The sequence below is a fragment of the Micromonospora aurantiaca ATCC 27029 genome (assembly GCF_000145235.1).
Taxonomy (GTDB): Bacteria; Actinomycetota; Actinomycetes; order Mycobacteriales; family Micromonosporaceae; genus Micromonospora; species Micromonospora aurantiaca.
Genome location: NC_014391.1, coordinates 6060118 through 6074056 on the forward strand (window position 1 = coordinate 6060118; position 13939 = coordinate 6074056).

General features: G+C 71.2%; 10 protein-coding genes and 1 pseudogene. 3 read left to right on the forward strand and 8 right to left on the reverse strand.

What is annotated here, in order from left to right; all coding sequences use genetic code 11:
• Positions 1 to 3 precede the first annotated feature (3 nt).
• Entirely contained in the window at positions 4 to 2415 is a 2412-nt protein-coding gene (gene pcrA / locus MICAU_RS26935; protein WP_013288518.1) for a DNA helicase PcrA, read from the reverse strand.
• Between the two features lie 288 nt (positions 2416 to 2703).
• Between pcrA and MICAU_RS26940 the strand changes: the two genes are divergently transcribed.
• Complete coding sequence (locus MICAU_RS26940; protein WP_013288519.1) at positions 2704 to 3057, forward strand: chorismate mutase; 354 nt, start codon at positions 2704 to 2706, stop codon at positions 3055 to 3057.
• Positions 3058 to 3142: 85 nt separating this feature from the next.
• Here MICAU_RS26940 and MICAU_RS26945 read toward each other — a convergent pair whose 3' ends face one another.
• The 7 genes from MICAU_RS26945 to MICAU_RS26975 all read right to left on the reverse strand — a co-directional run bounded on the left by MICAU_RS26945 (position 3143) and on the right by MICAU_RS26975 (position 11495).
• Positions 3143 to 4159: an ABC transporter ATP-binding protein gene (locus tag MICAU_RS26945; protein ID WP_013288520.1), complete on the reverse strand. Its 1017-nt coding sequence runs from the start codon at positions 4157 to 4159 to the stop codon at positions 3143 to 3145.
• Positions 4152 to 5180, reverse strand: coding sequence for an ABC transporter ATP-binding protein (locus MICAU_RS26950; RefSeq protein WP_013288521.1), 1029 nt, complete (start codon positions 5178 to 5180; stop codon positions 4152 to 4154). The genes MICAU_RS26945 and MICAU_RS26950 overlap by 8 nt, the downstream gene beginning before the upstream one ends.
• A 25-nt stretch (positions 5181 to 5205) precedes the next feature.
• Entirely contained in the window at positions 5206 to 6189 is a 984-nt protein-coding gene (locus MICAU_RS26955) for an ABC transporter permease (RefSeq protein ID WP_013288522.1), read from the reverse strand.
• Positions 6190 to 6264: 75 nt separating this feature from the next.
• Complete coding sequence (locus MICAU_RS26960) at positions 6265 to 7191, reverse strand: ABC transporter permease (protein WP_013288523.1); 927 nt, start codon at positions 7189 to 7191, stop codon at positions 6265 to 6267.
• Between the two features lie 145 nt (positions 7192 to 7336).
• Positions 7337 to 8980: a peptide ABC transporter substrate-binding protein gene (locus MICAU_RS26965; RefSeq protein ID WP_013288524.1), complete on the reverse strand. Its 1644-nt coding sequence runs from the start codon at positions 8978 to 8980 to the stop codon at positions 7337 to 7339.
• Between the two features lie 585 nt (positions 8981 to 9565).
• On the reverse strand, positions 9566 to 10243 hold the full coding sequence (locus tag MICAU_RS26970; RefSeq protein WP_013288525.1) for a response regulator: 678 nt from the start codon (positions 10241 to 10243) through the stop codon (positions 9566 to 9568).
• Position 10244: 1 nt separating this feature from the next.
• A complete protein-coding gene (locus MICAU_RS26975; protein ID WP_083791348.1) occupies positions 10245 to 11495 on the reverse strand; it encodes an ATP-binding protein in 1251 nt (416 codons plus the stop codon).
• A gap of 176 nt (positions 11496 to 11671) precedes the next feature.
• Between MICAU_RS26975 and MICAU_RS26980 the strand changes: the two genes are divergently transcribed.
• Both MICAU_RS26980 and MICAU_RS33710 read left to right on the forward strand, forming a co-directional pair.
• Entirely contained in the window at positions 11672 to 13492 is a 1821-nt protein-coding gene (locus MICAU_RS26980; RefSeq protein WP_013288527.1) for a PspC domain-containing protein, read from the forward strand.
• A pseudogene (locus MICAU_RS33710) lies at positions 13489 to 13746 on the forward strand (hypothetical protein); the annotation flags it as partial. The gene MICAU_RS26980 and the pseudogene MICAU_RS33710, both read left to right, overlap by 4 nt.
• Positions 13747 to 13939: the final 193 nt, after the last annotated feature.

Here is a 13939-nt window from a genome sequence, read left to right on the forward strand (position 1 = left end):
CGCTCAGAGCTTGTCGATCGGGGCGTGCCGCAGCACCAGCCACATGGTCTGGTCGCCGAAGTCGATCTGGGCCCGGGCACCCGGCCCGGCCCCCTCCACCGCCAGCACCCGGCCCAGGCCGTACCGCTGGTGGTTGACCCGGTCGCCCACCGCGACCTTCGGGGCCTGCTTCAGCTCGCTCGCGGTGGCCAGCCGGCTGGCGTCCACGCCCAGCCGCTTCGCCAGCTCGGTCGCCTTGGGCGTGCCGCCGGCGAAGCCGCCGCGGCCCAGCCGGTCCGCCCGGCCGCCGACGCCCCCGCCTCCGCCGCCCCACGAGGTGTACGACCCCTCGGTGCGCTCCCAGCGGACCAGCTCGGGCGGCAGCTCCTCCAGGAACCGCGACGGCGGGTTGTAGGCGGGCGCGCCCCAGGCCGACCGGGTCACCGCGCGGGACAGGTAGAGACGCTGGCGGGCCCGGGTGATGCCCACGTACGCCAGCCGCCGCTCCTCCTCCAGCTCGCGGGTGTCGCCGAGCGAGCGCAGGTGCGGGAAGACGCCGTCCTCCAGGCCGGTCAGGAAGACCACCGGGAACTCCAGGCCCTTGGCGGTGTGCAGCGTCATCAGCGTGACCACCCCTTGGTGGTCCGGGTCGTCGGAGGGGATCTGGTCGGCGTCGGCGACGAGCGCCACCTGCTCCAGGAAACCGGCGAGCGTGGCTCGCTCGTCGTCGGCGCCGAGCGCCTCGATCCGCTCGGTGTACTCCCGGGCGACGCTCACCAGTTCCTGGAGGTTGTCCACCCGGCCGGCGTCCTGTGGGTCGAGGCTCTCCTCCAGCTCGGCCAGGTAGCCGGAGCGGGTCAGCACCGCCTCCAGCACCTCCTCCGGGGTGCCGGTGCCGGCCAGCTCCCGCGCCGCGTCGAGCAACGCGACGAACTCGGCGATGCCGTTCGCCGCCCGGGTGGAGATGCCCGGCGCGTCCTTGGCCCGGCGCAACGCGGCGCCGAAGGAGATGCGGTCCCGGGCACTCAGCGCCTCCACGCACGCCTCGGCCCGCTCGCCGATGCCCCGGCGCGGGGTGTTGAGAACCCGGCGCAGGCTGACCGTGTCGTCGTCGTTGACCACGGCGCGCAGGTACGCGAGCGCGTCGCGGACCTCCTTGCGCTCGTAGAAGCGCACCCCGCCGACCACCTTGTAGGGCAGGCCGACCCGGATGAACACCTCCTCGAACACACGGGACATGGCGTTCGTGCGGTAGAACACCGCCACGTCGCCCGGGCGGGTCTCGCCGTCGTCGACCAGCCGGTCGATCTCCCGGGCCACCCAGTCGGCCTCGGCGTGCTCGGTGTCGGCGACGTACCCGACGATCTGCTCGCCGGACCCGGCGTCGCTCCACAGCCGCTTCGGCTTGCGGGAGGTGTTGCGGTCGATCACCGCGTTGGCGGCGTTGAGGATGGTCTGGGTCGAGCGGTAGTTCTGCTCCAGCAGGATCGTGCGGGCGTCGGTGAAGTCCCGCTCGAACTCCAGGATGTTGCGGATGGTCGCGCCGCGGAACGCGTAGATCGACTGGTCGGCGTCACCGACCACGCACAGCTCCGCCGGCGGGATCCCCTCGGTACCGGAGACCAGTTCCTTGATCAGCACGTACTGGGCGTGGTTGGTGTCCTGGTACTCGTCCACCAGCACGTGCCGGAACCGGCGCCGGTAGCTCTCCGCCACGTGCGGGTGCGACTGGAGCAGGTGCACAGTCGTCATGATCAGGTCGTCGAAGTCCAGCGCGTGCGCCTCGCGCAGCCGCCGCTGGTAGAGCGTGTACGCCTCGGCCAGCGCCCGCTCGTTCGGCCCCTTGGCCCGGCCGGCGAACTCCTCCGGGTCGACCAGCTCGTTCTTCAGGTTCGACACCTGGGCGGCCAGGCCCCGGGCCGGGTAGCGCTTCGGGTCCAGATCCAGCTCGCGGGCGACCATCTGCATCAACCGGCGCGAGTCGTCCGCGTCGTAGATCGAGAACGTCGACTTCAGGCCGGCGTGCTCGTGCTCGGCCCGCAGGATGCGTACGCAGGCGGAGTGGAACGTCGAGACCCACATGAGCCGGGCGCGCGGGCCGACCAGCGCGGCCACCCGCTCCTTCATCTCACCGGCGGCCTTGTTGGTGAACGTGATCGCGATGATCTCGCCGGGGTGCACGTCGCGGGCGGCGAGCAGGTAGGCGATCCGGTTGGTCAGCACCCGGGTCTTGCCGGACCCGGCGCCGGCCACGATCAGCAGCGGGGAGCCGGCGTGGGTCACCGCGTCCCGTTGGGGGCCGTTCAGGCCGTCGAGGAGGGCGGCCGGGTCCGACCCGGCGCCCCCGGGACGGCGCGGCGGGGTCGGCCGGGACTCCGGCGCGGGCGGGGACTCCGGCGCGGGCGGGGATGTGGGAATGTCGAAGAGAGGATGCATCGCAGCCCGAGTCTATGCCGCCGGGCGGACACTTCCCCGCCCGCGCCGCCGCCCGGCGCACGCCGTCACGTCTCACCTGTTGGTGCGTCTTCTTGCGCGCCCGCCCGGGTGGTCGGCATACTCGACGACGTGTTCGATCAGCGCTTCTACTTTTACTACGGCACCGGGAGTCCGGCAGCCGTGGGTCGCGCCTGATCACAGACCTACGAAACGCCCCGGGCTCCCCGAGCCCGGGGCTTTTCCGTCCCGGGATCCGGGTACCGGGCCCGAGCCCCGAGAGGGACGACGATGATGACTGACGTGGTGGAGTCCAGCGGCAGCCTGGCGCGGCACGACCGGCCGGCCGGCGGCGACCCGACCGGCGCCGCGGCGGCCCGGACCGGCACCGACGACGCGGCGGCGGCGGAACGGATCGGTGAGATCCGGCGGCGGATCGACGAGATCGACCGCACCCTCATCGCGCTCTGGCAGGAGCGGGCAGCGCTCTCCCAGGAGGTCGGCGCGACCCGGATGGCGTCCGGCGGCACCCGGCTGGTGCTCTCCCGCGAGCGGGAGATCCTGGAGCGGTTCCGGTCCGAACTCGGCGCCGACGGCACCCAGCTTGCGCTCCTGCTGCTGCGCGCCGGCCGCGGCCCGCTGTGACGGCCACGGAGGCGCTGTGACGGCCACGGAGACGACGAACCGCCTGCCGGCGTCGGGCTGACGCCGGCAGGCGGTCCGGAACGGATCAGGCCACCTCGTGGGTGACGACGATCTCCCGCTTCTCCGCGAAATGGCAGGCGCTCGGGTGGTCCGAGCCCGGCCGGATCTGGAGCAGCGGCACCTCCTGGGCGCAGACGTCCTGCGCCTTCCAGCACCGGGTGCGGAACCGGCAGCCCGAGGGCGGGCTGACCGGCGAGGGCACGTCGCCCTGGAGCCGGATGATCGCCTTGCTCTCCCGCACGGTCGGGTCCGGCACCGGCACCGCCGACAGCAGCGCCTGGGTGTACGGGTGGGTCGGCCGCTCGTAGATCTCGTCCTCGGTGCCGATCTCCACCATCTTGCCCAGGTACATCACGGCGACCCGGTCGGAGAGGTGCCGCACCACCGACAGGTCGTGGGCGATGAAGACGTACGACAGCCCGAACTCGGCCTGGAGCTTCTCCAGCAGGTTCATCACCTGAGCCTGGATCGAGACGTCCAGGGCCGACACCGGCTCGTCGCAGACGATCACCTCGGGCCGCAGCGCCAGCGCCCGGGCGATGCCGATGCGCTGCCGCTGACCGCCGGAGAACTGGTGCGGGTACCGGTTGATGTGCTCCGGGTTGAGGCCGACCAGGTCGAGCAGCTCCTTGACCTTGTTGCGCCGGCTGCCGCGCGGGGCGACCTCGGGGTGGATCTCGAACGGCTCGCCGATCAGGTCACCCACCGTCATCCGGGGGTTCAGCGAGGTGTACGGGTCCTGCATCACCAGCTGGATCTGCCGGCGCAGCCGCCGCAGCGCGCCACCGGAGAGCTTGGAGATGTCCTGGCCCTTGTAGAGCACCTGGCCGCCGGTCGGCTTCTCCAGGTTCATCAGCACCCGGGCCAGCGTCGACTTGCCGCAGCCGGACTCGCCGACCACGCCGAGCGTCTCGCCGGCCTTGAGGTCGAAGGAGACGCCGTCGACCGCCTTGACCTGACCGATGGTCTTCTTGAACACCACGCCCCGGGTCACGGGGTAGTGCTTGACCAGGTCACGGACCTCGATGATGTTCTCAGTCACGGTTCACCAGTTCCTCGGCGAAGTGGCAGGCGCTGGCCCGGCCGTTGCCCAGTTGCAGCAGCGGCGGGACCTTCTCCCGGCACATCGGCTGCGCCATCGGGCAGCGCGGGTTGAACGCGCAGCCCGTCGGGATGTTCATCAGGTTCGGCGGGAGGCCCTTGATGGTCCGGAGCTCCTGCCCCTTCTCGTCCATCCGCGGGATCGAGTTGAGCAGGCCGAGCGTGTACGGGTGTGCCGGCTTGCGGTACAGGTCGTAGACGTCGGCTTCCTCGACGATCCGGCCGGCGTACATGACCGCGATCCGGTCCGCGACGTCGGCGACCACGCCGAGGTCGTGGGTGATCAGGATCATGCCCATCTGCCGTTCCCGCTGGAGCTCGCCGAGCAGGTCCATGATCTGGGCCTGCACGGTCACGTCGAGCGCGGTGGTCGGCTCGTCGGCGATCAGCACCTCGGGGTCCAGCGCCAGCGACATGGCGATCATGGCGCGCTGCCGCATACCGCCGGAGAACTGGTGCGGGTAGTTGCTGAACCGGCCCTTGGCGTTGGGGATCTTCACCTGGTCGAGCATCTCGATCGCGCGCTTCTTGGCGTCCGAGCGGCTCATGCCGCGGCGGATGCGGAACTGCTCGGCGATCTGGAAGCCGACTGTGAAAACCGGGTTGAGGGCCGAGAGCGAGTCCTGGAAGATCATGGCGATGCCCTCGCCCCGGATCCGCCGCCGCTGCTCGGGGGACATGGTGAGCATGTCCTTGCCGTGGAAGCGGACCTTGCCGCCGGTGACGAAGCCGGGCGGGGTGTCCAGGATGCCCATGATGGTCTGCGCGGTGACGCTCTTGCCGGAGCCGGACTCGCCGAGCACGGCGAGGGTCTCCCCCGCGTCGACGTGGTACGTGACTCCGTTGATGACCTTGGCGACGCCGTCCCGGGTGCGGAACTCCACCCGAAGGTCGTCGACCTCGAGCAGCCGACCCGAGGGGCGGCCGGATCCGTCGGCGCCCGGCGAGGACTGCTCGGACACGAGAATGTCGGACAACTCAGTTCCCCTAACGGAGCTTCGGGTCGAGGGCCTCGCGGACCGCCTCGCCGAGCATGACGAAGCTCAGCACGGCGGCGACGAGGAACGCGGAGGGGAAGAACAGCAGGTAGGGCGAGACCCGGATGTAGTTCTGCGCCTCGCTGATCATGATGCCCCAGGAGACGACCGGGCTCTTCAGGCCGATGCCCAGGAACGAGAGCGTGGCCTCCGCGCCGATGAACGAGCCGACCATGATCGTGCCGTAGACCAGCAGCGGGGCCAGGCAGTTCGGCAGCAGGTGCTTGAGGATGATCCGGCCGGTGCCGGCGCCGAGCGCGCGGGCCGCGACGATGTAGTCGGCCTCCTTGGTGGCGAGCACCGAGGAGCGCATCAGCCGCATCACGACCGGCCAGCTCAGCACGCTCAGGGACATGATGACCAGGCCCATGATCGTCCACTCGCCGTTGTCGGAGCCGGACCCGTTGAACGTGGTCAGGATGACGATCGAGCCGAGCACGAACGGCAGGCCGAAGAAGATGTCCGCGATGCGGGAGAGCAGCGCGTCCACCCAGCCGCCGCGGTAGCCGGCGATGATGCCCATCGTGCCGCCGACCAGCAGCGTCAGGAAGGTGGAGACCACAGCCACCACGATCGAGGCGCGGGCGCCGTAGATGACCCGGGCGTAGACGTCGCGGCCCTGCACGTCGTAGCCGAACCAGGCGGCCGACGACGGCTCGACCCGGCTGCGGTCCAGCGAGCCGTTCACCGCGTCGCCGGAGGTGAACAGCCACGGGAAGGCCGCCATCACGAGGAAGACCAGGATGATCGTCGCCGAGATCCAGAACAGCGGCTTGCGGCGCAGGTCGATCCAGGCGTCACCGAGCAGGCCACGCGGCTTGTTCTGCTTCGCGCTCTCCGGCAGGCCCGCGTTGGTGGGCGCGCCCGACCCCGCCTCGGTGGGCATGGTCGCGGGCGGCGTCGACACGATCGACGCGGTATTCGGGTCACTCATGCCCGTACCTCGCTGCGCTCGGCACGGGCGTGGTTGCCCGCGCAGACTGCTGGGACGTTTCGTACGCTGCGGCGGTCACTCATAGCGGATCCTCGGGTCGAGGGCGGCGTAGAGCAGGTCCACCACCAGGTTCATGATGAGATAGACGAGCACCAGCACCACAACGATGCCGACAACGGTAGCGCTCTCCTTGGTGACGATCGAGCGGAGCACCTGCCGGCCGATGCCGTTGATGCCGAAGATGCCCTCCGTCACGATCGCGCCACCCATCAGCGCGCCGAGGTCGGTGCCGAGCAGGGTGACCACCGGGATGAGCGAGTTGCGCAGCAGGTGCACGCCGACCACGCGGCGCATCGGGAGACCCTTGGCGATCGCGGTGCGGACGTAGTCGGCACGCCGGTTCTCGGCGATGCTCGTACGCGCCACCCGGGCGATGTACGCCATCGATGCGCTGCCGAGCACGAAGCCCGGCACGATCAGTTCGCTGAACCGCATCTCGTTGGACACGGTCGGGTTGATGATGCCCCACTTCACGCCGAGCAGCCACTGCAGCACGAAGCCGATGACGAAGACCGGGAGGGCGATCAGGAAGAGGGTGGAGACCAGGACCAGGTTGTCCAGGAAGCCGTTGCGCCGCAGGCCGGTGAGGATGCCGGCGCCGAGACCGATCACGGCCTCGATGGCGAGGGCGACCACCGCCAGCTTCAGGGTGTTCGGGTACGACGTGGCGATGATGTCGCTGATCTCGCGACCGCCGAACGTGATACCGAAGTCACCCTGCAGAAGGTTCTTCATGTAGCTGGCGTACTGCACCCAGATCGACTCGTCGAGGTTGTACTTCTCGGTCATCATGGCGCGGTAGTTCGGCGGGCAACCGCGGTCGCCGCACTTGCCGGCGAAGGGGTCACCGGGCACCGACCAGACGAGCCAGTAGATCAGGAACGTCGTGCCGATGAACACCGGCACGAGTTGCAGCAGCCGTCTCAAGAGATAACGGCCCATGGGGTGGTCCTCCAGACAGGGAGCGCCGGGGCGGGCCGGCGCGGCGGCGACAACGTGCGAGGGGTCCGTTGTACACCCCCTCGCGGAACGGCCCCGGGCCGGGCTCACCGGTAGGCGAGCCCGACCCGGGGTCAGACCGTTCGGATCAGAGCTCGACCGAGGTGATGTCGAGCTCGCCGACGTTGGTCAGCTCCAGCTTCTTGATCTTCTCCGAGTGGCCGGACTGCTGGCCACCGAAGTAGATCGGCATCGACGGGACGTCCTGGTCGATGAGCTTGACGGCCTCAGCGAACTTCTTGTGGGCCTCCTCGATGCTGGGGGCCGCGGAGGCCTCCTTGGCGAGGGCGTCCACCTGCGGGTTGCTGTACTTGCCGTCGTTCGAGGAACCACCGGTGACGTAGAGCGGGTTGATCCAGTTCTCCACGTCCGGGTAGTCCTGCTGCCAGCCGGCCCGGTACGCGCCGGTCATCTTGTAGGCGTTGATGTTGGCGCGGAAGACCGCGAAGGTCGGCACGCCGACGGCAACAGCGTCGATGCCCAGGTTGGTCTTGATCTGCTGGGCGACGGCCTCCATCCACTCCTTGTGGCTGGCGTCCGCGTTGTACGACAGGGTCAGCTTGCCCTGGAAGCCACCGGCCTCCTGGAGGAGCTGCTTGGCCTGGGCCACGTCGAACTTGCAGGCGGTGCAGTTGCCCGGCTCGGCGCCCGGGGTCAGCGGGTTGGCCCAGCTGTCGGCCGGCTTACGGGTACCGAAGAAGATCTTGTCGGTGATCGACTGCCGGTCGATGGACAGCGAGATCGCCTTGCGCAGCTTCGGGTTCTGGAAGCGCTTGTCGTAGATCGGGAAGGCGATGATGCCCGTCGACGGGGTCGTCGAGGCCATGGCCCGCTCGGCCAGGTCGGTCTTCCACTTCTCACCGGCCAGCGCGGAGACCGGAACCTGCTGCTGGAAGTCCAGGTTGCCGGCGAGCAGGTCGTTGTACGCCGCCGTGTCGTCCTGGTAGATCTTGACGGTGACGTCCTTGACCTTCATCTTGTCGCGCAGGCTGTAGTCGTCGAAGCGGGTCAGCTTGATCTCGACGTCGTCCTGCCAGGAGACGAGCTTGACCGGGCCGTTACCGATCGGCTTCTTGCCGAAGTCAGCCGGGGTGGACGAGAAGAACGCGTCCGGCAGCGGCACGAAGGCGCTGTACCCGAGCTTGGTCGGGAACACGGCGGTCGGCGCGGAGAGCGTGACCTCGAAGTTCCAGTCGTCGACGACCTTCAGGCCGGACATCTCCTTGGCCTTCGGCTCCGGGGCCTTCTGCGGGCCGTCCGGGCCGTCCGGGTCCTCGGTGTAGACCTCGTCGAAGCCCTGGATGTCGGAGAAGAAGGAGGCGTTCTGCGCGCCGTTCGGGCCGTACGCAGCCCAGTTCCAGGCCTTGACGAAGCTCTCGGCCTTGACGGTGGTGCCGTCGTGGAACTTGGTGTTCTGCTTGATCTTGACCTTGAAGACCTTCGAGTCGCTCGTGTCGATCGACTCGGCGAGCAGGTTCTGCGGCGCCCCACCGTTGTTGGGGTACTCGACCAGACCGCTCCACATCCAGTCGATGATCGCGCCGCCACCGGTCTCGGTGGTGTTCGCCGGAACCAGGGGGTTCTCCGGCTGGGTGCCGTCGATGACGATCGCGCCGTCCTTGCTGGCGCCGGCGTCGCCACCGTCGTTGTTCCCGCTGGAGCAGCCGGACGCGACGAGCGCGAATGCCGCGCCCACCGCGAGCGCGCCGCTCGCCCGCTTCGAGACTCTCATTCCGAGGGGCCTCCTCTTTCTAACCTGGTTCCGTCGTGAGTTTCACGCACGTCTTTGGGGGTGACACCACCGGCGACCCGAACCGCAGGACGCCGGTTTACCGCAGAGGAATTCGGGACACCCCAGGGGTACCGATCCGCCGGGCGCCACACCCTGGACGAGACACCGCGCAGGGTCGGCGACCACGCGGCGGCGCGAAAGACGGCGTCACGTGGTCGGCAGGCCCGACGAGATGCCTCACACCGGGGGGTGAGGTGCTGCCACTGTGACACCAACCGGCCCTTTCCGTGAAGGTGCCGTTATCAAGCCGTTAGTTGGTCGCCACGTTGCCGATACTTGAGAAAAGATCACAAAGCGCACGGACGATAGGGCCCTGAACAGGCAAGACGGGCACAGACAGGTCGACGGACGTCCCTGCGACACGGGAGGCTGTGACGTTCACCGCGCCGGCGTCGGCCCCCTTCGCGAGCACCCGGCTGCCGGGTTTTTTGTCCGTCCGGATGATGCCATGCCGACCGAGCGGGCACCACCGGCACCCCGGGGTACGAGGTCGCCGAGGCCCCGCCCCCGGGCGGGCGTCGGTTCCTAGACCAGCCGGCGGTCGGCGGCCCACCGGGACAGCTCGTACCGGTTCGACATCTGGAGCTTGCGCAACACGTTGGAGACGTGCGTCTCGACCGTCTTGATCGAGATGTACAGCTCCTTGGCGATCTCCTTGTACGCGTATCCCCGGGCGAGCAGCCGCAGCACCTCGCGCTCGCGGTTGGTGAGCTGGTCCAGCTCGGGGTCGGCCACCGGCGCGTCCGGCCGGGAGGCGAACGCGTCGAGCACGAACCCGGCCAGCCGCGGGCTGAACACCGCGTCGCCGTCGGCCACCCGCCGGATCGCGCCGGTCAGCTCCTCCGGCGAGATCGTCTTCGTGACGTACCCCCGCGCGCCGGCGCGGATCAGGCCGATCACGTCCTCGGCGGCGTCGGAGACGCTCAGCGCCAGGAACCGCACCTGCGGGTGGGTACGCCGCATCGCCTCCAGCACCGCGCGGCCACCACCGTCGGGCATGTGCACGTCGAGCAGCACCACGTCCGGAGCGGTGGCGGCGATCCGGGTCACCGCCTCGGCCACCGAGCTGGCCTCACCGACCACCTCCACGCGCGTGCCCAGCTCGGCACGGACGCCGGCCCGGAACATCGCGTGGTCGTCGACGAGGAACACCCGCAGCGGCCCGCTCGGCGCCGTACCCTCGACCGGTTCCTGCTCGGACATGTCACTTGTCCCTTTCCGCCGTGGAGCCGGAGCCGCTGATCGGCAGGATCAGCCGGACCTCGGTCCCTTCCCCCGGCTCGGACCGGATCTCCGCCCGGCCGCCGTGCCGCTTCATCCGTCCGATGATCGAGCCCCGGACGCCGTGCCGGTGATTCTCCACCGTATCCGGGTCGAAGCCCTTGCCCCGGTCCCGGACGAACACGCTCACCTGCTCCGGCTCCACCTCGGCGTACAGCGACACGGTCTGCACACCGGCGTGGCGGGCCGCGTTGACCAGGGCCTCCCGGGCGGCAGCCACGATCGCGCCCACCCGCTCGTCGGTCTCCCGGTCGCCGACCACCACCACCTCGACGGTGATGGCGAACGTGTCCTCCACCTCGGCGGCGGCCTGCTCCAGGGCGGCCGCGAAGCGCTCGGTGGGCGAGGCGGCCGGCTTGTAGAGCCAGTTGCGCAGCGAGCGCTCCTGGCCCCGGGCCAGACGCTGCACCGTCTTGACGTCGCTGGCGTTGCGCTGGATCAGGGCCAGCGTGTGCAGGACCTGGTCGTGCACCATCGCGGCCAGTTCGGCGCGCTCCTGCTCACGGATGCGGCCCTCCCGCTCGGAGCGGAGCTGGTTCCAGGTGCGCCAGAGCACCGGACCGGTGACCACACCCACGCCGGCCAGCCCGACCAGCGCGAAGATCACGCCGTTGAGCACCGCGTCGACGTTCTGCGCCGGCGAGTAGACGGCCGCCACGCCGATGATGCCCACCGCGACGAGCACGCCGCCGCCGATGAAGCGCAGCACGAACGCGCGCCTGTCGCTCTCCTCCACCACCGCGCCCAGCCAGGGCACCGCCGAGTCGCCCCACTGCCGGCGGCGCTCCGGGGCGGACTGGTGCCAGATGACGCCCGCGCCGACCGCGATGATCGCCACCAGCCAGCCGGCGGTGCCGGCCGCGCCCACCGAGTTGAACGCGACCACCTGGAGCAGCAGCACGCCGAGCCCGATCACCACGAACGGCAGCAGCTGGGCGAGGTCGCGGCGGGGCGGGACGGCGGTGTCGCCGGGGCGGGGCGGGACCACCGCCCAGAAGGCGGCGTAGAGCAACAGGCCGAGACCGCTCAGCCCGAGCAGCACCATGAACGCCACGCGTACCCGCAGCACCGGGATGCCCAGGTGCTCGGCGATGCCCGCGGCCACCCCGGCGGCCAGCCGGTGGTCGGTGGCCCGGTAGAGGCGCGGGGCGTGCGGGGCGGGGGTGCTGCTGATCGGAGGCTCCCAGGTCGAGGCGGACGCGTCGGCGGCGCCGACGCCCCGATCGTCACACGGCCGCGACGCCCGGGACCACGGGGACGCCCCGGAGTTTCACCGGCGGAGGATCTCAGGGTGGGGTCAGGGTCGGGTCCGGAGGCTGCTCGGGCGGCCGGGGCAGCAGTATCGAAGGCATGAACGAGGACGCTGCCCGTCCGCCCCGCCCCTGGGCGGCAGCACAGGACGCCCCGCCGCCCCCGCCGGGAGCGGCACCCACCGACCAGGCGACCCCGCCGCCCGGCGGCGGCACGCCGTTCGGCGGTCCGCCACCCGGTGGGTACGCCCCACCGCCCGGCGCCGCCGGCTTCACCACCCGGTACGGCCTGGTACGCCCCCGTGAGGGCCGCTACCTGGCCGGGGTGTGCGCCGCCATCGGCCGGGCCACGAACACCGACCCGGTGCTGTGGCGAGTGCTGCTGGCCGTGCTCGGCTTCTTCGGCGGCATCGGGATCATCGTGTACGTCGCCGGCTGGCTGATCATCCCCGGCGAGGGCGACACCGCCTCGCCGGTGGAGGCCATGCTCGGCCGGGGCCGGTCCAGCATGTCCCCGATCACGGTGATCGTGCTCGGCATCGTGGTGGCGCTCGGCTTCGCCTACGTCGTCACCGACGGGTTCCGGGCGATCCTGCTCGGCGCGGTGATCCTGATCGGCGGCGCGCTCCTGCTCAACCGCGAGCAGCGCGGCCCGGCGCAGCGGCCGGCTCAGCCGGCGCCGCCGCACGGTCCCCCGCCGGGTCCGGTACCACCGGTGGCCTGGCCCGCGCCGCCGGCCCCGGCGCCGGGCACCTGGACCGCGGCTCCCCCCGCGGCACAGTGGACCGGCACACCCGCCGGACCGGCACACCCCGCGGCGGCGCCGTCCGGCGGCATGCCCGCCGAGCCCGGCTACCCGCCGGTGTCCGCCTCCGAGCCCGGCTACCCGCCGGCGGCGCCGTCCGAGCCGGGGCACCCGGCCACGTCCGAGGCGGAGCGCGAGCCGGGCCACCCCGGGCCTACTACCGGCTACCCGACGCTGCCGGCGCCGGGCTGGCCCGCCGCGGCCGGCACCCGGCCGGGCCCGTCCGAGCCGACGACCGTCGCGATGCAGCACGTGACCGGCCCGGTCGCCGACACCGCCACCTGGCCCGCGTACGGCGCGAACCCGGCCTGGACGGGCGCGCGGGACGCCGGAGCCCGGCTGGACGAGCCGGCCGCCGTGCCGCCGCCCGCGCCGGTGGGCGCACCGCTGCCGCCCGGCGGTTACCGGCCGCCGTTCGCCCCGCACGGCCCGTACGCCGGATCGCCGCCCGTCCCGCCGCCCTTTCCGCCACCGGTCCGGCCGCCGCGACCGCCGAAGCGGCCCAAGGAGCGCTCGCCACTCGGCGCGATCACGTTCTCGCTGATCTTCCTGGCGCTCGGCATGGTCGCAATGCTCGACCTGCTCGACGTCTTCCCGGTCGGCGCCGCCGGCTACTTCGCCGCGGTACTCGCGACCATCGGCCTCGGTCTGCTCGTCGGCACCTGGTTCGGCCGGGCCCGCTGGCTGATCGCCCTGGGCCTGGTGACAGCGGCGGCGCTCGGCATCGCCACCGTCGCCGAGTCCTACGACCGGGTACGCGGCATCGACGGCAACGTCACCTGGGCGCCGACCGACCTGCGCGACCTGGCCGACCGGTACGAGAACAACCTCGGTGACGCGACGCTCGACCTGCGCGGGATCGACTTCGACAAGCAGGACGTCCAGGTGACCGTCGACGTGAACCTCGGCAACGCGACAGTTGTCGTACCGCCGGACGTCGACGTGACCACTGTGGCCGACGTGAACGCCGGCGACGCCACTGTCTTCGGCCGGCGCAGCGGCGGGCTCGGCGGTCGTCAGTGGGAGACCACCGACCCGGGCGCCGACGGTCCCGGTGGCGGCAAGCTGCGCCTCTACGTCCACGTGAACGCCGGCAAGCTGGAGGTGACCCGGTGAAGGCACACCGTACCGACATCGTGTCGTTCGCTTTCGGACTCGTCTTCCTCGGCCTGTCCGTCTGGTGGCTGCTGGCCCGGATCCTCGGCCTCGCCGTACCCCCGGTCGGCTGGTTCCTGGCCGGCGGGCTGGTGCTGATCGGACTGCTCGGGCTGATCGGCGCGCTGCGCTCGGGCCGTCCCCCGGAGCAGCCCACCACGCAGCCCGCGCCGGACGTCACGGTCTCGGCGCCGTACGGCTCCCCGGCCGCGGGCCCGGAGACCGCCGGCAGCGCGGAGACGACCGCCGGCCCGGAGACGCCCGACCGCGCCGACGAGTGGGCCACCGAGGCCACGACCGACTCCGCGGAACCGGCCACCCGCGAACTGCCGCCGCTCGATCCACCGGCCGACGAGGCGGCTCCGCAGCGCCGTACGCCGGGGGATCCGGCCTGACCGCGCCACTGCG